The sequence below is a fragment of the Phascolarctobacterium sp. genome (assembly GCF_045124115.1).
In the GTDB taxonomy this organism is placed as follows: Bacteria; Bacillota; Negativicutes; order Acidaminococcales; family Acidaminococcaceae; genus Phascolarctobacterium_A.
In genome coordinates this window covers 70,694-88,640 of sequence record NZ_JBGVLF010000017.1, presented here as the reverse complement: position 1 = coordinate 88,640, position 17,947 = coordinate 70,694, and the positions used below count along the sequence as shown (strand labels likewise).

The 17,947-nt window shown below is 48.9% G+C and carries 16 protein-coding genes and 1 riboswitch; all 16 genes read left to right on the top strand.

What is annotated here, in order from left to right; genetic code table 11:
* The first annotated feature begins 166 nt into the window (after nucleotides 1–166).
* The 16 genes from ACJMM4_RS02640 to rpe all read left to right on the top strand — a co-directional run bounded on the left by ACJMM4_RS02640 (nucleotide 167) and on the right by rpe (nucleotide 17,179).
* Nucleotides 167–871 carry a TVP38/TMEM64 family protein gene (locus ACJMM4_RS02640; protein ID WP_405382935.1) on the top strand — a complete coding sequence of 235 codons (705 nt, stop codon included), beginning with the start codon at nucleotides 167–169 and terminating at the stop codon, nucleotides 869–871.
* A complete protein-coding gene (locus tag ACJMM4_RS02635) occupies nucleotides 864–2,243 on the top strand; it encodes an inorganic triphosphatase (RefSeq protein WP_405378968.1) in 1,380 nt (459 codons plus the stop codon). Before ACJMM4_RS02640 ends, ACJMM4_RS02635 begins: the two co-directional genes overlap by 8 nt.
* A gap of 1 nt (nucleotide 2,244) precedes the next feature.
* Entirely contained in the window at nucleotides 2,245–3,453 is a 1,209-nt protein-coding gene (gene dpaL, locus ACJMM4_RS02630; RefSeq protein WP_405382933.1) for a diaminopropionate ammonia-lyase, read from the top strand.
* 5 nt (nucleotides 3,454–3,458) lie between these two features.
* Nucleotides 3,459–4,283 carry a polysaccharide deacetylase family protein gene (locus ACJMM4_RS02625; protein ID WP_405378962.1) on the top strand — a complete coding sequence of 275 codons (825 nt, stop codon included), beginning with the start codon at nucleotides 3,459–3,461 and terminating at the stop codon, nucleotides 4,281–4,283.
* Between the two features lie 26 nt (nucleotides 4,284–4,309).
* Nucleotides 4,310–5,218 (top strand): fumarylacetoacetate hydrolase family protein, encoded by a 909-nt coding sequence (locus tag ACJMM4_RS02620; RefSeq protein WP_405378959.1) that lies wholly within the window; start codon nucleotides 4,310–4,312, stop codon nucleotides 5,216–5,218.
* A gap of 96 nt (nucleotides 5,219–5,314) precedes the next feature.
* Nucleotides 5,315–5,692 (top strand): YegP family protein, encoded by a 378-nt coding sequence (locus ACJMM4_RS02615; RefSeq protein WP_405378956.1) that lies wholly within the window; start codon nucleotides 5,315–5,317, stop codon nucleotides 5,690–5,692.
* A 156-nt stretch (nucleotides 5,693–5,848) separates the two neighbouring features.
* Nucleotides 5,849–8,122: a primosomal protein N' gene (gene priA / locus ACJMM4_RS02610; protein WP_405378954.1), complete on the top strand. Its 2,274-nt coding sequence runs from the start codon at nucleotides 5,849–5,851 to the stop codon at nucleotides 8,120–8,122.
* Between the two features lie 94 nt (nucleotides 8,123–8,216).
* A complete protein-coding gene (gene def / locus ACJMM4_RS02605; RefSeq protein ID WP_405378952.1) occupies nucleotides 8,217–8,708 on the top strand; it encodes a peptide deformylase in 492 nt (163 codons plus the stop codon).
* 5 nt (nucleotides 8,709–8,713) lie between these two features.
* Nucleotides 8,714–9,649, top strand: coding sequence for a methionyl-tRNA formyltransferase (gene fmt, locus ACJMM4_RS02600; RefSeq protein ID WP_405382931.1), 936 nt, complete (start codon nucleotides 8,714–8,716; stop codon nucleotides 9,647–9,649).
* Between the two features lie 30 nt (nucleotides 9,650–9,679).
* Complete coding sequence (locus tag ACJMM4_RS02595; RefSeq protein ID WP_405382929.1) at nucleotides 9,680–10,489, top strand: DUF116 domain-containing protein; 810 nt, start codon at nucleotides 9,680–9,682, stop codon at nucleotides 10,487–10,489.
* A complete protein-coding gene (gene rsmB / locus ACJMM4_RS02590; RefSeq protein WP_405378943.1) occupies nucleotides 10,461–11,840 on the top strand; it encodes a 16S rRNA (cytosine(967)-C(5))-methyltransferase RsmB in 1,380 nt (459 codons plus the stop codon). Before ACJMM4_RS02595 ends, rsmB begins: the two co-directional genes overlap by 29 nt.
* Before the next feature lie 12 nt (nucleotides 11,841–11,852).
* Nucleotides 11,853–12,908: a 23S rRNA (adenine(2503)-C(2))-methyltransferase RlmN gene (gene rlmN, locus ACJMM4_RS02585; protein WP_405378940.1), complete on the top strand. Its 1,056-nt coding sequence runs from the start codon at nucleotides 11,853–11,855 to the stop codon at nucleotides 12,906–12,908.
* Complete coding sequence (locus ACJMM4_RS02580; protein WP_405378937.1) at nucleotides 12,908–13,654, top strand: Stp1/IreP family PP2C-type Ser/Thr phosphatase; 747 nt, start codon at nucleotides 12,908–12,910, stop codon at nucleotides 13,652–13,654. The genes rlmN and ACJMM4_RS02580 overlap by 1 nt, the downstream gene beginning before the upstream one ends.
* Nucleotides 13,647–15,638 (top strand): Stk1 family PASTA domain-containing Ser/Thr kinase, encoded by a 1,992-nt coding sequence (pknB, locus tag ACJMM4_RS02575; RefSeq protein ID WP_405378934.1) that lies wholly within the window; start codon nucleotides 13,647–13,649, stop codon nucleotides 15,636–15,638. The genes ACJMM4_RS02580 and pknB overlap by 8 nt, the downstream gene beginning before the upstream one ends.
* Nucleotides 15,639–15,641: 3 nt before the next feature.
* Nucleotides 15,642–16,535, top strand: a complete 894-nt coding sequence (gene rsgA / locus ACJMM4_RS02570) for a ribosome small subunit-dependent GTPase A (protein ID WP_405378931.1) — start codon at nucleotides 15,642–15,644, stop codon at nucleotides 16,533–16,535.
* Entirely contained in the window at nucleotides 16,532–17,179 is a 648-nt protein-coding gene (gene rpe, locus ACJMM4_RS02565) for a ribulose-phosphate 3-epimerase (protein WP_405378929.1), read from the top strand. The genes rsgA and rpe overlap by 4 nt, the downstream gene beginning before the upstream one ends.
* Nucleotides 17,180–17,788: 609 nt before the next feature.
* Nucleotides 17,789–17,903: riboswitch (FMN riboswitch) on the top strand.
* Nucleotides 17,904–17,947: the final 44 nt, after the last annotated feature.

Genomic DNA, 17,947 nt, shown 5'->3' with positions numbered 1-17,947 from the left:
ATTACGTCAGTGAATTTGTTGAGAAATTACCGTTGTATATTCAACGGGCTATTTTGGTGCGCTAAAATTAGCTGAAATATTGAGTTTTCAAGGAGCAAAATGTGTTTTTGCAGTATTTTTCATGTGGGAAGTTTTAGTAATTTACATAACTATGGAAAGGATTTGTATGAAGAAGCAAAGAAAGTATTTATTGGTGCGGGTAGCAGCCTACCTGCTTTTGGCTGGGTGTGTGCTTTACGGTCTATATTCCTCACCCTATAATCCCCATCCTCAATCGCCGGAGGATATTAGGCGTTGGGTAACAGGCTTTGGTGTGTGGGCACCGCTGATTTATATTGGCGTCTACACTGTACGCCCATTATTGTTTTTCCCCACTCTGCTGTTGAATTTAAGTGCAGGTGTGTTATTCGGTCCCTATTGGGGCGTGCTGCTGGTTTTAACAGGTGGCTTAGGCTGCGCCAGCTTTTGCTATCTCTTGGGACGCTTTGGCGGCGGCCGCTGGTTTTTAGATAATTTTGGCGGGCGCTTCGGCGATAAGCTGACGGAGTATTTAGTTGGTGCAGGTAGCTTTACCAAAATGCTGTGGCTGCGTACTGTGCCTATTTTTCCTTATGACCCGGTGAGCATTATTGCAGGCAGTGTCCGTTTGCCCTACCGCATCTATAGCAGTGCTACGCTTTTGGGCATGCTGCCAGGTGCTATTGCCTATAATTTTTTGGCTGATGCTTTTGGCACACCGCGTTTCTATATGGCTTTGGGTGTAACCTTAGTAGCTTTCGGCGTACCTTTGCTGTGGTGGACTAAAAGCCAGGCCGGCACGGGCTGGAGCTGGAAACGTTATCTGCAAGGAAGGAGACGTAACCATGAGTAATAAAGAGATTGAATTAAAGCTTTTAATTAGTAAAGAAAATTTGAAATCATTGTTGGCAACAGATTTTGTGGCTGCTGCCATTCGTCCCGATAGCTGCAAGAAACGTCGCTTGGTAAGCAGTTATTATGATACTGAGGATATGGTGCTGAAGGAGCATGGTATTGCCTACCGTGTCCGCTCCAAAGGCGATAAGACTTACGAAGCTACTGTGAAAACTACGGTGAAGAACGCTGCAGGTTTGAGCGAACGCTTGGAGCTGAACCTGCCTTTGAAAGCAGCACGTCCCGTATTATCCGGTTTTGCCGATATGGGCTTAGGCTACGAACTGACGGAATTGGCGCCTGCAGGCGTACAAAAATTGTTTACCGTCAGTGTGCAGCGCACTACCTACATCCTTGATTTAGAGGGCGCAGTGTGCGAACTTGCCATTGATAACGGCAAAATAACTGCAGGAGAGGCCACGGATAAGATTGATGAAATTGAGATTGAACTTTTAGAAGGCGATGTAGGCGCACTGCTCGCTTTCGCTAAGCAGATTACGGCGACGGTGCCTATGTTTGTGGAAAAACGCAGTAAATTTGCCCGTGGCTTGGCTTTGTTGGGTAAAGCAGCAGATCTGCCTGTGAATAGTGGTAAGCTTGTCAATGGCAATGTCAAGGAGGCGTTCCTTGCTTTAGTACAGCAGTGGGGCGACGCTTTGCTGGACAGCCAAAACGCATTGCTGCAGGGTGATACTTCCGATGCTGTGCTGAAAAAGCTGCGCCGTCAATTGTTAGTGTTGGGCGGAATTTATAAGCTGACTTTGGAATTAGCGGGAAAAGAGTACACAGTTGATGATTTGCTACGTGTTGGCTGCTACAATATTTTCTTAGAAGATGTGCGTGATTTGCGCGGGCTGCAACGCTTGTGGGCGCGTATCAATCTGCAAGGCCAAGAGTGGTTGGGGCGTACCTCCATTAACAAAAAGCTTTTGGAAGCAGTTGATAAGGCAGAAACCAACCTGAAAAATTTGGCTAACTTAGGTAGCTTTACTGCGGTTGTGTATGCGGTAACAGAAAGCGTTTATAAGGCAGATTTGGCTGCAGTTACAGCTGATGCGGAAACCGTCATTCGAAACGCCTTGAAGAAGTGGGTTAAAGAGGGCGACGAAACGGAATTGGAAAGAGTGTGGGCTTTGGCACGTTGTGGTGAAGGCAAATTTTATACGAAGATTTTGGAGAATACAAAAAAACAACGTCGTCAGCTTGCCAAAAAAGCTTTGTTGGAAACTTGGGTAGCAAAATTGGAAGAAATTTGTGAGTCCAGCACCAGTAAGACAGTTTACCGCGATGCAGGCGTAATTATGGGCTATTTGTTGGCCAAGGAGCGTTAACATGGAAGCAATCCGTTTGGCGCAGCTCAAACATAACGATAAATATGGTGCCGTTAATACTGCGGCTTTTGGCAGAGCGCAGGCGGAACAGGTGCGCCGCTTTCACCGCAGCTTTCCGGAGTACAGCGTTACGCCTTTAGTTGCTTTGACTAATTTAGCTAAAAGCTTAGGCGTTCGAGGCATTTATGTTAAGGACGAAAGCAAGCGCTTTGGCTTAAATGCTTTCAAAGTTTTGGGTGGCAGTTACGCTATTGGCGTGGAAGTGGCGAAAAAATTGGCACTGCCTCTAGAGCAGTTGACCTACGCACAACTGACGGATCCTGCGGTGAAGGGAAAACTGGGGGAGCAGACCTTTGTCACTGCCACCGACGGCAACCACGGCCGTGGTGTGGCTTGGACTGCCAACCGCTTAGGGCAGAAGGCAGTAGTCTATATGCCTAAAGGGACAGCGTTGGAGCGCTTGCAAAATATTCAAAAACTGGGCGCGGAGGCCAGCATTACCGATGTCAATTATGATGACGCGGTGCGCATGGCGCAAGCCTATGCGGAAAAGCACGGTGGCATGGTCATCCAAGATACTTCTTGGGAAGGCTATGAGGAAGTACCTTTGCACATTATGCAGGGTTATACCACTATGGGGGCAGAACTTTTAGAGCAGCTGGACGAGCTACAGGTTCGTCCTACCCATGTGTTTCTGCAGGCAGGTGTGGGCGCTATGGCGGGAGCGATGACGGGCTTCTTGGCTGATTACTATAAGGAAGAACGTCCTTTGATTACCATTGTAGAACCGCTAAATGCGGACTGTATCTATCGCACTGCTGCTGCCAATGACGGTAGACTGCACAATGTGGGCGGAGACTTGCAGTCCATGATGGCCGGCTTGTGCTGCGGTGAGCCTTGCAGCATTGGTTGGCAGCAGCTTGCCGCTTATGCCGATAATTTTGTGGCTATGCCGGATGAAGTGGCAGCCTTGGGCATGCGTGTCTTGGGCAATCCTTTGGCTGGGGATGCGCCTATAGTTTCCGGGGAAAGCGGGGCTGCAGGCTTGGGCTTGGCAGTGGCTGCTCTGCGGGAGCAGGAGCTGGCTTGGCTGCAGGAAGCACTGCAGCTGGATACGGACAGCGTCATCATCTGTATTTCCACAGAGGGGGCGACGGATGTGGCTAATTACCGTAAGGTGATGTGGGAAGGAGCCTATAGCTGGAAATAATGGCGATGTTAAGAAAGAAAAAGCTTACATTTATTATAGCGGTAATCATGATTTTAAGCGCCTGCTACCTTTGGGTACAGCGTGATTTTAAAGCTTACTGCGCTCAAGGTGCGTTTGTTTTGGAATATCATGCCATTGGCGAGCATCCTGATTGGCCTGCCGATATGGTGGTACCTAAAGCAGCTTTTGAACGCCACCTGCAGTATCTACAGGAACAGGGTTACGCCATGGTGACGGTCGCAGAACTGCAGGACCGTTTCGACCGTGGGGAGGACGTGTCCCGTTATATTGCTTTAAGTTTTGATGATGGTTATGTAGATAATTATGAAAAGGCATTGCCCTTACTGAAAAAGTACCATGCCAAGGCTACCTTTTTAGTAATCAACAAAGATATTGGTGGCGATATCTATATGAATAATGCTCAGCTGCAGCAAATGCAGCGGGATGGTATGGAGATTGGCTCCCACACCTTTAGCCATAATCCTTTAGCGGATATTGATACTAAATATTTGGAGTGGGAACTGGGCGTAGCTAAGTACGATTTGGAAAGACGGTTGCTGCCCGACACTGTAGTGCGGACGTTGGCGTATCCTTGCGGCAGCTATAACGAGGCAGTTATGGCAGGCTTGCACAAGTACGGCTACAGGGCAGCTTTGACGGGCAACCAGTTTTTAAATATGCCGGAGCTGGTGGCACAGCGCCCCATGGAGCTGAACCGTTTGATTGTGTTGGATAATGGGAAGAAGCCCCATGTTTTTGCAGGGATGTTGCGCAGAGCGTACTGGCGCAGTTATCTCCAAAGCAAGGGTATCGTTGTACCATATTTATAAGATGAAAAATTAAGGAGGCTGGGAAAATGCGTTTCTATACAGCAGAAATCAATGGTAAGGAAGAAATTTTAGTAGGCTTTGATGACAAAAAGGTGGCGTATCGTCTGCCTGTTTTGGCAAAATTGGCACCGCAGTTGGCTTTTACCGACATGAACAGTCTGATTGCAGGCTGGAGTGCTTCCGTACGTGAAGCGTTGGTAGCTTTGGCTGCTAATGCGGACGTGCTGCGTGGTGCGGCAGTGCAGGTGGCAGAGGTGAAACTGTGCGCGCCCATTGTGCATCCTCGTCAGGATGTAATCTGCTTGGGCATCAACTATGCTGCCCATGGTGTGGAAGCGGGTCATTTTTCCAGCGAAGATTTTGGCGGTGAGCGTCCTTACACCATTTATTTCTCCAAGCGCGTTAACCGTGCTACCGCTACGGGGGAAGCAGTACCTTCCTATGAAGGTCTGGTAGACAGCCTTGATTATGAGTGCGAACTGGGCGTAGTTTTGGGCAAGGACTGCAAGGGTGTTTCTGTTAGTGAAGCCCGTGAGTATATCTTTGGCTACACCATTATCAACGATATCAGCGCCCGCAATCTGCAGACCCGCCATAAACAATGGTATTTGGGCAAGAGCCTGGATGGTTTTACACCCATGGGTCCCTGCATCGTTACTGCGGACGAAATTGGTGACGAGCAAGCATTGGATATTTCTTGCACGGTCAACGGCCAGCTGCGTCAAAACAGTAATACTAGCCGTATGTTGCAAACTGTTTGCGGCGCGATTAGCGAACTTAGCCAAGGCATCACCCTGCAAGCTGGCACCATTATTGCCACAGGCACTCCGGCAGGCGTGGGCATGGGCATGAAGCCTCCTGTTTTCCTCAACCCTGGGGACGAAATTGTCTGCCACATTGAAAAAATTGGCGATTTGGTTAATACCATTGCCTAAAAATTTAGATAACAACTAAAAAACACTTGTATTTTTCGTACAGATAACATACAATAAGGGTGTAAACTTAATTGTTAACTCAAAGGAGGCTGTACAATGGGTAAATTTGAAATTCTGCAAACTAAAACAGGTATCAAGTTCAATTTAAAAGCTGGTAATGGCGAGATCATTGCTTCTTCCCAAATCTACAAGGCTGAAAAGTATTGCCGTAAAGGTATTGCCAGTGTTATTGCCAATGCCCCCAAAGCAGGCATTGAGGACCAAACTGTAGAAGGCTATGCAGCCGTTAAGCATCCCAAGTTTGAGATTTACAAGGATAAAGCAGGGGAGTTCCGTTTCCGCCTGAAAGCAACTAATGGCCAAATCATTGCTACCGGCGAAGGCTACAAAGCAATGGCAGGCTGCAAAAACGGCATTGAATCCATTAAGAAGAATGCTGTTGATGCTAAAATCGTTGTAGTTGAACCCAAATAATAACATAGTGGATTTTGTTACCGGAGTGAAGGGAAACCTTGGCTCCGGTATTATTTTTGTGCTATTTTCCTTGGCTTTTGGTATAATAAAGGCATGAGTTTGAAGCGGAGCAAGTTCCGCAATTTTTTCTAGAAATCGTATTTAGCAGGAGGCTCTATGTTTGCTGTCAATGTAGCCATTAATTTACCGGTAAAAAGTTTGTTCCGACAATTTACCTACGCTGTGCCTGACGACCTGCCTTTCTTAGATGCAGGCTGGCGTGTGGTGGTGCCTTTTAGCGGTCAAAAGGTAGAAGGCTTTGTGGTGGAGCGCACTTCTTTTCCAGAGGAGCCCATGCAGATGGCGAAAATAAAGAATATCGAAGCTGCCATTGGTGACCGTCCTTGGTTTGATGCCGAAATGTTGGCTACAGCACGTTGGCTTGCCCATTATTATATGTGCAGTCTGGCGGAAGCCATGCGCCTCTTTGTCCCTGGAAAGACCAGTATCAAACGCAGCGCTGTCCGCGATGAGGCGGGCAAGCTGCTTTATTATGAATATGCCCAACGTTTGAAAGAAAAAACGGTTTTAGCCTATCGCATCAATGCTGCAGGTAGGGAAACTTTAGCCGAGCAGACTTTGGCTGCCCGTGCTAAAGGCCAGCACAAAGCTTTAGAAGTGTTGGCGGTGGCCGATGATTGGCTGACTACCGGCGAACTGGGGCAGCAGGGCGTTAGTCCTGCGGTCATCAAAGCTTTAGTGCAGCGTGAATTGGTGGCTACAGGGCAGAAGCGGATTCTGCGCAACAGCTACGAGCGACCTTTGCAGGCAGGGGAGCGCCTGGTGCTGACGGAAGAACAAAAACAGGCAGTGGCAGCGGTTAATGCTGCTACGGATGCAGGCAAGCACCGCTGCTTCCTTTTGCAAGGCATTACGGGCAGCGGTAAGACGGAGGTGTATCTGCGCGCTGCGGCCCATGCCGTGGATGCAGGCAAGCAGGTTTTGATGCTGGTGCCGGAAATTGCTTTGACAGCGCAACTAGTAAAGCGTTTTCAAACTTGGTTCGGCAATACTATCGCTGTGGCCCATTCCAAACTATCCCAAAACGAACGCGGTGATGTGTGGTACCGTATGGCTACAGGTCAGGCAAGAGTGCTCATTGGCGTGCGGAGTGCGGTTTTTGCACCTTTTGAAAATTTGGGATTAGTAATTATGGACGAGGAGCACGAAGGCAGCTACAAGCAGGAAGAACGCCCCAACTACCATGCTCGGGATGTGGCAATGGCGCGTTGCCGCCACACCGGTGCACCTTTGCTTTTAGGCAGTGCGACTCCTGATATTTGTACCTATTACAAAGCTACCCATGGTGAGTACACCCATCTGCGTCTGACGAAACGCCCTAACGGCAGCGTGCTGCCGGAAGTAGAGCTGGTGGATATGCGGCAGGAGTTGGCGGAGAAGAACTACAGCGTTCTTTCCCGCAGGCTGCAGCAATGCTTGGTGACTACCGTTGGCAGTGGGGAGCAGGCTATTGTGCTTTTGAACCGTCGCGGTTATTCTACCTTCGTCATGTGCAGGGACTGCGGTTATACTATTACCTGTCCCCATTGCGCTGTGGCGTTGGTCTATCACAGTGCCCACGAGGATATGCGCTGCCATTACTGCGGTAACACTGCTCCCGTGCCTACGGTGTGCCCCACCTGCGGCAGCAGGCGCATCAAGTTCTTCGGCACAGGGACCCAAAAGGCGGAAGCAGAGCTGGAGCAGCTGCCGGAGGTACGTGTTTTGCGCATGGATCAGGATTCCACCATGGCGAAATTTGCTCACGAGGAAATCCTGCGCCGCTTTGCCGCCAAGGAGCGCAATGTGCTCATCGGTACCCAGATGGTGGCTAAAGGTCACGATATTCCCAATGTAACGCTGGTAGGCGTGCTGGCGGCGGACAGTGCCTTGAATTTACCGGACTACCGCGCCTCGGAGCGCGCTTTTTCCCTGCTGACCCAGGCTGCAGGCCGTGCAGGTCGTGGTGATAAGTGCGGACACGTTATTTTCCAAACTTATGACCCGGAAAATAGGGTGGTGCGTTTGGCCGCTACCCAAGATTATGACACTTTTGCTAAAGGAGAACTGCAGGCACGTCAGGACTTTTTCTATCCTCCTTTTGCCCAAATCTTAAAGATGACGGTTTGGGATAAGGATGAAGGGGCAGGCTTGGCGCTGGCGCAGAAGGTGGTCTTCTTCCTGCAGCGTTTGCAACTAGAAGGAAAACTGGGTGAAATGGTAGTAGCAGGACCTTTTCCTGCCCTGGTGTCCAAGGTGCGTGATTTGTTCCGTTTCAATATTTTGGTGAAGTCGGAAAACTTGGAGCCTGTAAAGGCGGCTCTTTTAGCTAGTCCTTTCAAGGAACAGCCCAACCTTTATTTTGATGTGGACCCTGCCAGTGTTATCTAAACATTGTTTAGTGAGCCTAGAGTGTGTTATAATAAGATGTTAAAGTATCGAGTAAATTACTCTTTTGATAAAACCTAAGGAGGAAGTTGTGCCCATGGCAAAGAAAAAAACTTTAGATATTCTGGTAGCCGGTGATCCTGTGCTGCGCCAAGTAGCGGAACCGGTGGATAAAATTGATAAAAAATTACTGCATCTGCTGAAACAAATGGCAGAAACCATGTATGCTGCTGAGGGTGTAGGCTTGGCTGCTCCCCAAATCGGCGTGTCCAAACGCATTGTGGTTATCGACGTGGGCGAGGGTCTGTTTGAACTGATTAACCCTGTCATCGTCAAAAAGGAAGGTGCTGTTGTAGGCAGCGAAGGCTGCTTGTCCGTGCCTGATTATGAAGGTGAAGTGGAGCGCGCCAGCTATGTAGAATGTGAATTCACCGACCGTACCGGTAGAAGAATGTTGCTGCAGGCACATGACTTGTTTGCTATCTGCATTCAACATGAGTTGGACCATCTAGACGGCGTTCTCTTTATTGATAAAGCAAAAAGCCTGTCTCCGAAAGTCAAAGAAAATCCTGCCAAAGATTTGAGGTAAAAAAGATGAGAATAGTATTTATGGGAACACCTGACTTCGCTGTAGGCAGTTTGGCTGCTTTAAGCGAATGTGGTAAATATGAAATTGTAGGCGTAGTTACTCAACCGGATCGTCCCAAAGGACGTGGCAACAAGATGCTTATGACACCGGTAAAGGAGTATGCCTTGAGCAAAGGTTACGAAGTATACCAGCCGCAACGGGTAAAGACTCCTGAATTTGTAGAAACACTGCGCAATATGCAGCCTGATTTAATTGTGGTTGCGGCTTTTGGCCAACTGTTGAGCCAAGAAATTTTAGATATGCCTAAATATGGCTGCATTAATGTTCATGCGTCTTTGCTGCCCAAGTATCGCGGTGCTGCCCCCATCCAATACGCTATCATTAAGGGCGAAAAAGAGTCCGGCGTTACTATTATGCAGATGGATATCGGTATGGACACCGGTGCTATGCTGGATAAAGTAGTAGTACCCATTGGCAAGAATACTACCATGGGCGAACTCCACGATGCTCTGCGCGCTGAAGGTGCCAAGCTGATGTTGGAAGTTATTGAGAAGATTGCAGCAGGCACTGCTGTTGCTGTTCCTCAAAATAACGATGAGGCTACCTATGCCAGCCTGCTGGATAGAAGCATGGAGCGTATTGATTGGTCTAAATCTGCACAAGAAGTGCATAACCTGATTCGTGGCTTTAACCCTGCCCCCAGCACTTTTACCAAGCTGCCCAATGGCAAAAGCTTGAAGATTTGGGGCAGTCTGCTTACCGCTAAGCATAGCGATGCAGCAGCAGGCACTGTGGTAGAAACAGGCAAGCACAGCTTCTTTGTAGCTTGTGGCGAAGGCGTTTTGGAAATCACTGAAGTACAGCCCGAGTCCAAAAAGAGAATGCCTGCCCAAGTATTTTTAAACGGTCGCGGCGTTGTAGTTGGCGACAAGCTGGAGTAAAGAGATTGCATAGATGAAGGTTCTGTTTTTATGTTAGATGATGCATTTAAACCGAAAAAAAGAATATTCATGGCCCTGACTTCGGTTAGTGCTATTTTAGGTGCCATGATGGTGTACGTGGTATGGAAAGTTTCCCTGCCCGGTCTGCAGCAGATTAACTGGGCGCTGCCCATTGCCTTCGGTTTGGCAGGCGGCTTGATCGTCATTGCCCTGCTCAGCGGTGTTTTGGGGATTGTTATGGCGCTTTTGGGCATACCTGTGCTGAAAATCCTGTATTTTTGGGCATGGAAGGCTATCAACCTGTTGTTCCCCTTGGCTGTAGTGGTGGGACGTATTTTCAATATTCCCCGTGATGCTATTGAGCAAAGCTTTATTGAAGTTAGCAACAGTCTGGTGATGCAGCATAAGGTAAAGGTGCCGGGGAACAGGATTATGATTCTGACACCCCACTGCATTCAGCGTGACACCTGCGTACACAAGATTACCCGTAATGTGGAAAACTGCCGTCAGTGCGGCGGGTGCTGCGTAGGCTCCATGTTGGCGTTGGCTCATAAGTACGGCTGCCACTTCGCTGTGGCTACAGGTGGTACCTTGGCGCGCCAAATGGTAAAGCAGGCACGTCCCAAAGCTATTGTGGCAGTGGCCTGCGAGCGTGACCTGACCAGCGGTATTCAGGATGTATTTCCTTTGCCGGTTTTGGGCGTGCTTAACGAGCGTCCCTTTGGACCTTGTTTTAATACCCGTGTAGATTTAAGGAAGCTGGAAGCAGCGATTTTGGCTTTTATGGATGAAGAGGAAGCTAAGGAGAAAAATGCAGAAGCAAGCAAACAAGCAAGCTAAAGTGAATAAGAATGTAAAGGCTCCCACAGCCCGCGGTGCTGCCTTGGTGGTGTTGCGCCAAGTGCTGGAGGAAGGTGCCTATACCAATATTGCCGTGAATAAATTCCTGCGCAATCATAAGCTGGAGGATCAGGAACGTCGTTTCTTTACGGAATTGGTTTATGGTACAGTTAAAGCTTTGGGCACTATCGATTGGTACCTTGCCCAGGGGGTAACTCGTCCCTTGAAGGATGTTGCGCCTGCTATTTTGCAGGTATTGCGCCTTTCCGTATTCCAATTGTTCTACTTGGAGCGTATTCCCGCCTCCGCCGCCTGCAACGAGGCAGTAAAGCTGGCGCGCAGCGTTAGCCATGAAGGTAGCGCCAAGTTTGTTAACGGCGTGCTGCGTGGTTTGTTGCGCAAACGCGATGCAGGCGCGTTGAACTTCCCCACTATGGAAGAAGATGATGCAGGCTATCTTGCTTTACAATACTACCACCCCCGCTGGCTGGTAAAACGTTGGCTGGGTCCTTGGGGCAAGGAAGGTACGGAAGCACTTTTGGCTTTCAATAATACTGCTGCTCCTGTGTGCCTGCGTACCAATACTTTGGCATTGAGCAGGGAAAAGCTGTTGGCAGAACTGACGGAGGCAGGGGCGGAAGCTCATCCTTCCCGTTGGTGCGCTGAGGGCATTGTTTGCGACAAGCTGCCTGCTTTGGAAGGTCTTTTTGCCAAGCTACAGAATGCTTTCTATGTGCAGGATGAAAGCTCCATGCTGGTAGCACCTGTAGTTGCGCCTGCTCCCCACATGACGGTGCTGGATCTGTGCAGTGCCCCCGGTGGCAAAACCACCCATTTGGCACAGCTGATGGAGAACAAAGGCAAGATTATCGCCTGCGATATCCATGAACATAAACTGCAGTTAATTAAGGAAAACGCCCAACGTTTGGGTATTGATATTATAGTTCCCACTATTAATGATGGCACTGTCCTGCGCCAAGAATGGCTGGGACAGTTTGACCGCGTATTGGTTGATGCTCCCTGCAGCGGTATGGGCGTGTTGCGCCGCCGTGCGGAAGCACGCTGGCGTAAGCAGAAGAAGGACTTGAAACTGTTCCCACCTCTGCAGCTAGCGATTTTGGAGAACGCCGTTCAATATGTCAAGGCTGGTGGACGCCTTGTGTACAGCACTTGTACTATTGAGCAAAGCGAAAACCATTACTTAATCGAAGAATTTTTGAGCAAGCATAGTGATTGGCAGCGTGTACCCATCCCCCATCCCTTGACAGGAGAAGCGGTGGAAGAACTGCAGCTGCTGCCACAACGTGATGGCGTAGATGGTTTCTACATTTGCGCTCTGGAAAGAAAATAACGAGAAAATAAGATGAAACAAGATCTTTTTGGTTTAACAATAGAAGAATTACAGGAAGCACTGGTTGCCAAAGGTATGAAGAAGTTCCGCGCGAAGCAGGTTTTTCAATGGCTGTATCAAAAAGCAGTCTTTGATTTTAGCGCCATGCATAATTTGGGCAAGGCGGATATTGCTTTGCTGAAAGAAAACTTCACCCTGCTGCCCAGGGAAATCACCATCCTGCGGGAGCAGAACTCCACTGACGGCATGACTAGCAAACTGCTGTTGAGACTGCCTGACGGTAACAGTGTGGAAACGGTACTGATGCACCATGACTATGGCTACAGTGTCTGCGTTTCCAGCCAAGTAGGCTGCGATATGCACTGTGCTTTTTGTGCCAGCGGTTTAAACGGTGCTGTGCGTAATTTGACGGCGGCGGAAATCGTGGCACAGGTGTACCTGTTTAACGAGCGCCTGCGCGGTGAGGCGATGGTCAGCCGTGTGGTAGTAATGGGCAGTGGTGAACCCATGCTGAACTATGATGCAGTAATAGGTGCTTTGGACTTTCTTCATCGCGAGGATACCTGCCACATGAGCTATCGCAATATGACCATTTCTACCTGCGGTATTATTCCCGGGATTAAGCGCTTGGAGGCGGAAGGCAAGCCTATTAATCTGGCTATTTCCCTCCACGCAGTGAAAAATGAACTGCGTACTGCTTTGATGCCTGTGAATAAAGGTTTCCCCTTTGTCGATGTTATTGCCGCAGCGGAAAGCTACAGCCAAGCAGGCGGCAGACAGGTTACTTACGAATATATTCTGTTAAAGGGTAAAAACGATAGCGTGCAGGATGCAGAGCTTTTGAGCAATTATCTGCGCTTCAAGCACGCTAGTGTAAATTTGATTCCGGCGAACCCTGTGCCGGAGCAGGGCTTTGAGCGTCCTTCCAAGCAAGCTATAGAGCGTTTCGTGAAAGTATTGCAGAAAAATAAGGTTAACGCTACGGTGCGCAAGGAAATGGGCAAGGATATTGACGCGGCCTGCGGTCAGCTGCGGGCTAAATTTGCCAAGGAACAGGAGCATAAATAATGCTGGTAGTCAGTAGGACCCATGTGGGCCTGGTAAGAGAAAATAATGAAGATGCGTTTTTAGTGCGTGCTCCCCATCTGTTTGCAGTAGCGGACGGCATGGGCGGCCATGCGGCGGGAGAAATTGCCAGCCGTGCTACGATCAAAGCTTTTGAGGCTGCTACCCACAGTCTGCGCCATGAGCAGGGGGAGGGCAGTATCAGTTCTGCCTTGCGCCAAGCTTTTGACAAGGCTAATGAGCACGTTTTTAAAATGGCAGTGAGCAATGAAAAATACACTGGCATGGGTACCACTATGACGGCGCTGTACCTGCCCGGTGATGGCACGGCGTACTGCTGCCATATCGGCGACAGCCGTCTGTATCTGTACCGTGACGGCGTGCTGCAGCAGCTTACCAAGGACCACACCTATGTGGCTAACCTGCAGGAGAAAGGCGAGATTACGGAAGAAGAAGCCTTTGTGCATCCTCAGCGTCACATGCTGCTCAAGGCTTTGGGCGTAGAAGAAGAAATTATGGCTGATGTGCTACATTTCGAATTGCAGGGGCAGGACCGTTTGCTTTTGTGCAGCGACGGTCTTTCCGATATGCTGAGAGATGTGGAAATAGCGTCCATTATTGGGGATGAAGATGTGCAACAGGCAGCGGATAGGCTGTTGGAGCAAAGTCTGGATAATGGCGGACGTGATAATGTGACTTTGATTTTAATAGATTTGGCAGAACAAGGGGAGGAAAGCAGCAATGGATAAAAACGGCAAAACCATATTGAACGGACGCTACGAAATCATCCGTCCTATTGGCTATGGCGGTATGGCTGAGGTTTTCTTGGCCCATGATACGCTGCTGGACCGACCTGTAGCTGTCAAAATGCTGCGGGACCAATTTATAGGGGATAAGGAGCTGTTGGAGCAGTTCCAAAGGGAAGCCAAGTCTGCTGCCCGTTTGGTGCATCCCTATATTATTAATATTTACGACGTAGTTTCCGTAGGCGCAAGCCAGTACATCGTCATGGAGTACGTGGACGGCGTTACCTTGAAGGAATATATGCAGGAGCATAAGCTGGGAATGAATGCCGTGTTGGAAATCGGCGTGCGTTTGGCAGATGCTTTGCAGCACGCCCATAACCACAACATCATCCACTGCGACATTAAACCGCAAAATATTCTTTTGGATAAGAATATGAATCCTAAGATTGCAGACTTTGGTATTGCCAAAATGGTTACGAACCAGACCATGGTTTATTCCAAAGCTGTCATGGGTTCCGTGCACTACATTTCGCCGGAACAGGCTAGCGGTGGCAAGATTACTGCTTGCAGCGATGTGTATTCTTTGGGCATTGTACTTTTTGAAATGCTGACGGGGCAGGTACCCTATAAAGGTTCTACGGCAGTGGCTGTTGCCATGATGCACGTAGAAAAACCTGTGCCGAAACTTGCGGACTATATGGACGAAGTCCCCGCGGGATTGCAGGAGATTATGGATAAGGCCCTTGCCAAACGCTGCGAAGACCGTTATGCTAATGCAGGACAGTTGCGCCGCGACCTGCTGAACTTGAAGATGCGCTTGTTCCCCATGAGCGATGCGGACTATACCCAAGAGCTGGGGCCGGTGAAGACACCTGCAGCGCCTCTTGAGGATGATGGTGCTACAGTGATTATGAAGCCCGTCCGTCGGGAGCAGGTGGAACCTGTGAGCGAGGAAACACGGGTGCTGCCTGTAATGGCGCGGAAGCAGGAAGAACCGCAGGCAGTACTGGTGGAAGCACAGCAAGCGGAAGCAACTGGAGGGAAGGCAGGTTTAAAGGAATTTATGGCGAAAAGAAAGTTGAATTATACTAAGCTGCTGATTTATATTACAGCTGCTGTTGTGGCAATTTCTATGGTGGCGCATTTTATCTTTGCCCGCAACCAAGCAGAGATTCCTGTACCGGATGTAACGAAGATGACGGTAGTAGAAGCCCAAAAGCTTTTGGAGGAAAAGGACTTCAAAGTTGAATTGGAAGAAAAATATGGCGACCCTGCCAAGTTCAAGCCCGGTACGGTTATGGAGCAATCCCCCAAAGCAGGCGAAAAACGTAAACAGGGCAGCCTAGTAATTCTGACTATCTGCAAAGGTGCAGAGCTGAAGCCTGTACCGGAAATTACGGGGATGTCCGTAGGCAAAGCGGAGCAGATGCTGTTGGAAGCAGGCTTTAAGATTGGCAAGGTGACGAAAAAACACGTAGATGGCCAGCGTATTGGCACGGTGCTCAGTCAATCTCCCAAAGCTTTGGATAAAGCGCCCAAGGGCAGCGCTATCGATTTGCTGGTCAACGAAGGGGATAAGGAAATTCCTAATATCGTAGGCAAATCTGTGGCTGAAGCTAAGAGCCTTTTGGCAAAAGCAGGCTTGAAACTGGGCGAAGTGAAGAAGATTAGCGACCACAGCGCTAAGAAGAATGTAGTTCTGGCGTGCAACCCCAATGCCGGCACTAAGATTGGTGAGGGCGATGCTGTAGCCATTACTGTTGCCGAAGGCACCGGCGAAAGCAAGAGCGCTTATGTAGATTTTGTAGTGCCCGGTAACAAAGTAACCAATGTGCAGATTGTGCAGATTGACGAAAATGGCAAAACTATTATTTACAATGGCAGCCAAAAAGGCGGCGTGCGTCTGCGCCAACGTGTAGAGGCAGTGGGCAGTGCCCGTGTGCAGATGTTCTGCGACGGCAAGCAGGTTGCTGAAAAGGTACTGTAAATTATGGCAGAACTACAGGGCAGAGTCCTGAAAAATTACAATGGTTATTACTATGTGCAGGTGGATGGGCATACGGAGCCCTTTACCTGCAAGGTTAAAGGCAAGATGAAGCAGAACCGCTTTTCTTTGGCGACAGGGGACATGGTTACTTTTGAAGCCAACGAAAAGGGCGAAGGCATGATCAAAAAGGTGTTGGCACGCAAGAACTTTCTCCTGCGCCCCACCATGGCAAATCTTGATTTGTTTGTGGCTACCTTTGCCTGCGCTGCGCCGGACTTCAGCTTTCTGCTGGCGGATAAGCTGTTAGCCTTGGCGGAGTTGGCAAAAATTCCTGCTATTTTAGTGCTGAATAAAGTGGATACTGCGCCGGCAGGCTTGGTGGAGCAGGTACGCTCCGTGTACGAGCCTATTGGTTACGAAGTCTTTACAGTATCGGCAAAAACTGGCAGCGGCGTGGATGCTTTGCGTGCTAGGCTGCGGGGCAGGATTTGCGCTTTCGGCGGTCCTTCCGGCGTAGGCAAGTCCTCTACCATCAACGCTATTGACAGTAGTGTGGAGCTGCGCACTGGCGCAGTCAGCGAGAAGATTGGCAGAGGCAAGCACACTACCCGTTTTGCCCAGCTGCTGCCTTTTGATGAAGGCTATATTGCCGATACTCCCGGGTTTGGCAATTTGCTGTTGGAAGGACTGGAGCCTCAGCAGGCGTTGGCGTCCTTCCGTGAGTTTGCTGTGTATGAGGATGGTTGCCGTTTTTGTCCCTGCACCCATACCCATGAGCCTGTGTGCGGGGTGAAGGAGGCAGTGGCAGCAGGGCAGATTGCCGCCAGTCGTTATGAATCCTATCTGGCTATGCTGGAGGAAATACGTTTAATTAAAGAGAAAGAGGGAAGAAAATGAGTCTGAAAATTGCTCCGTCTATTTTGTCCGCAGATTTTTCCTGTTTGGGCGCTGAAATCAAGAAAATTCAAGATGCAGGTGCTGATTGGGTGCATATTGATGTTATGGATGGTTTGTTTGTACCTAATCTGACTTTTGGTGCTCCTGTTGTAAAGTGCATCCGTAAAACTACGGAAATGTTTTTCGACTGCCACCTGATGGTGGAAAATCCCGAAAAGTATATTGCTGATTTTAAAGCTGCAGGTGCGGACCAAATCGTGGTGCACGCAGAGGCTACTAAGCATCTGCATCGCTGCGTACAGCAAATCAAGGCGGAAGGCCTGCGTGCAGGCGTAGCGCTGAACCCTGCATCTTCTTTAAGCTTGGTTGAAGAAATTCTTCCTGATGTGGATATGGTGCTGCTCATGACGGTTAACCCCGGTTTTGGCGGTCAATCCTTTATTAGCACTGTAGTGCCCAAGATTAAACGTTTGCGTGCTATAATTGATGCTGCAGGTTTGGATGTGGATATCCAAGTTGATGGCGGTGTGAATGATAAAACTGCTAAGATTGTACGCGAAGCAGGTGCCAATGTTTTGGTTGCAGGCTCCTATGTTTATGGCGCTAAAGATACCAAAGCTGCTATCGACAGCCTCAAGGCATAAAATATAATACCGAAATAAAAAGCGAACCGCCGTGGCGAACGCACGGCGGTTTGTTTATGTTTATTGTCAAGTTATGTAGTATATGTTACAATCTATGTAGCAAGAGATAGTTGGTGGTTGGTTTTCCTACTCCCAGAGTAGGGAGGTGAGACTATGACCGTTTTTGATGCGCTAGCCATTGTGTTAGACATTTTAAAGATTGTAGTTCAGCTTCTCTCGTTTTACTTCTAAAATGAGAAAAACCGCCTAAGCGGTAGGCGGCTTCCTGTCAAGTATATTTGATTTGGGGAGAGCCGACCTTCCACAACCGACTATCTCTTGCCATTATTATATGACTGCAGATGTGTTTTGTCAAATAAAATGAGAAAGACCGCCTAGCGGTAGACGGCTTCCTGTCAAAGATATACATTTTGGGGAGAGCCGACCTGCTACAACCGGCTATCTCTTGCCATCATTATACTTCTGCATATAGATTTTGTCAAATTTTACTCTTTCCTTTAGTGCGAGAGACCTTTTCTATTTTCGACACAGTTCATTCACAAAGGGAAACGCTTGCTCCCTTGACTAATCCCTAGCAAGAAGATATAATAAAGACAACTTCAAAATAGAAATAACCTTTGGGGCAGGGTGCGATTCCCTACCGGCGGTATAGTCCGCGAGCCGTAAGGCACGAACCGGTGTGATTCCGGTACCGACAGTATAGTCTGGATGAGAAAAGGTGGCTAAAGCATTTTTACCGCGTGGACTCCAAGGTCAATACGCGGTTTT

Coding starts and splice junctions, on each gene's coding strand:
- ACJMM4_RS02640 (WP_405382935.1), top strand. CDS start 167: ATGAAGAAGCAAAGAAAGTATTTATTGGTGCGGGTAGCAGCCTACCTG.
- ACJMM4_RS02635 (WP_405378968.1), top strand. CDS start 864: ATGAGTAATAAAGAGATTGAATTAAAGCTTTTAATTAGTAAAGAAAAT.
- dpaL (WP_405382933.1), top strand. CDS start 2,245: ATGGAAGCAATCCGTTTGGCGCAGCTCAAACATAACGATAAATATGGT.
- ACJMM4_RS02625 (WP_405378962.1), top strand. CDS start 3,459: ATGTTAAGAAAGAAAAAGCTTACATTTATTATAGCGGTAATCATGATT.
- ACJMM4_RS02620 (WP_405378959.1), top strand. CDS start 4,310: ATGCGTTTCTATACAGCAGAAATCAATGGTAAGGAAGAAATTTTAGTA.
- ACJMM4_RS02615 (WP_405378956.1), top strand. CDS start 5,315: ATGGGTAAATTTGAAATTCTGCAAACTAAAACAGGTATCAAGTTCAAT.
- priA (WP_405378954.1), top strand. CDS start 5,849: ATGTTTGCTGTCAATGTAGCCATTAATTTACCGGTAAAAAGTTTGTTC.
- def (WP_405378952.1), top strand. CDS start 8,217: ATGGCAAAGAAAAAAACTTTAGATATTCTGGTAGCCGGTGATCCTGTG.
- fmt (WP_405382931.1), top strand. CDS start 8,714: ATGAGAATAGTATTTATGGGAACACCTGACTTCGCTGTAGGCAGTTTG.
- ACJMM4_RS02595 (WP_405382929.1), top strand. CDS start 9,680: ATGTTAGATGATGCATTTAAACCGAAAAAAAGAATATTCATGGCCCTG.
- rsmB (WP_405378943.1), top strand. CDS start 10,461: ATGCAGAAGCAAGCAAACAAGCAAGCTAAAGTGAATAAGAATGTAAAG.
- rlmN (WP_405378940.1), top strand. CDS start 11,853: ATGAAACAAGATCTTTTTGGTTTAACAATAGAAGAATTACAGGAAGCA.
- ACJMM4_RS02580 (WP_405378937.1), top strand. CDS start 12,908: ATGCTGGTAGTCAGTAGGACCCATGTGGGCCTGGTAAGAGAAAATAAT.
- pknB (WP_405378934.1), top strand. CDS start 13,647: ATGGATAAAAACGGCAAAACCATATTGAACGGACGCTACGAAATCATC.
- rsgA (WP_405378931.1), top strand. CDS start 15,642: ATGGCAGAACTACAGGGCAGAGTCCTGAAAAATTACAATGGTTATTAC.
- rpe (WP_405378929.1), top strand. CDS start 16,532: ATGAGTCTGAAAATTGCTCCGTCTATTTTGTCCGCAGATTTTTCCTGT.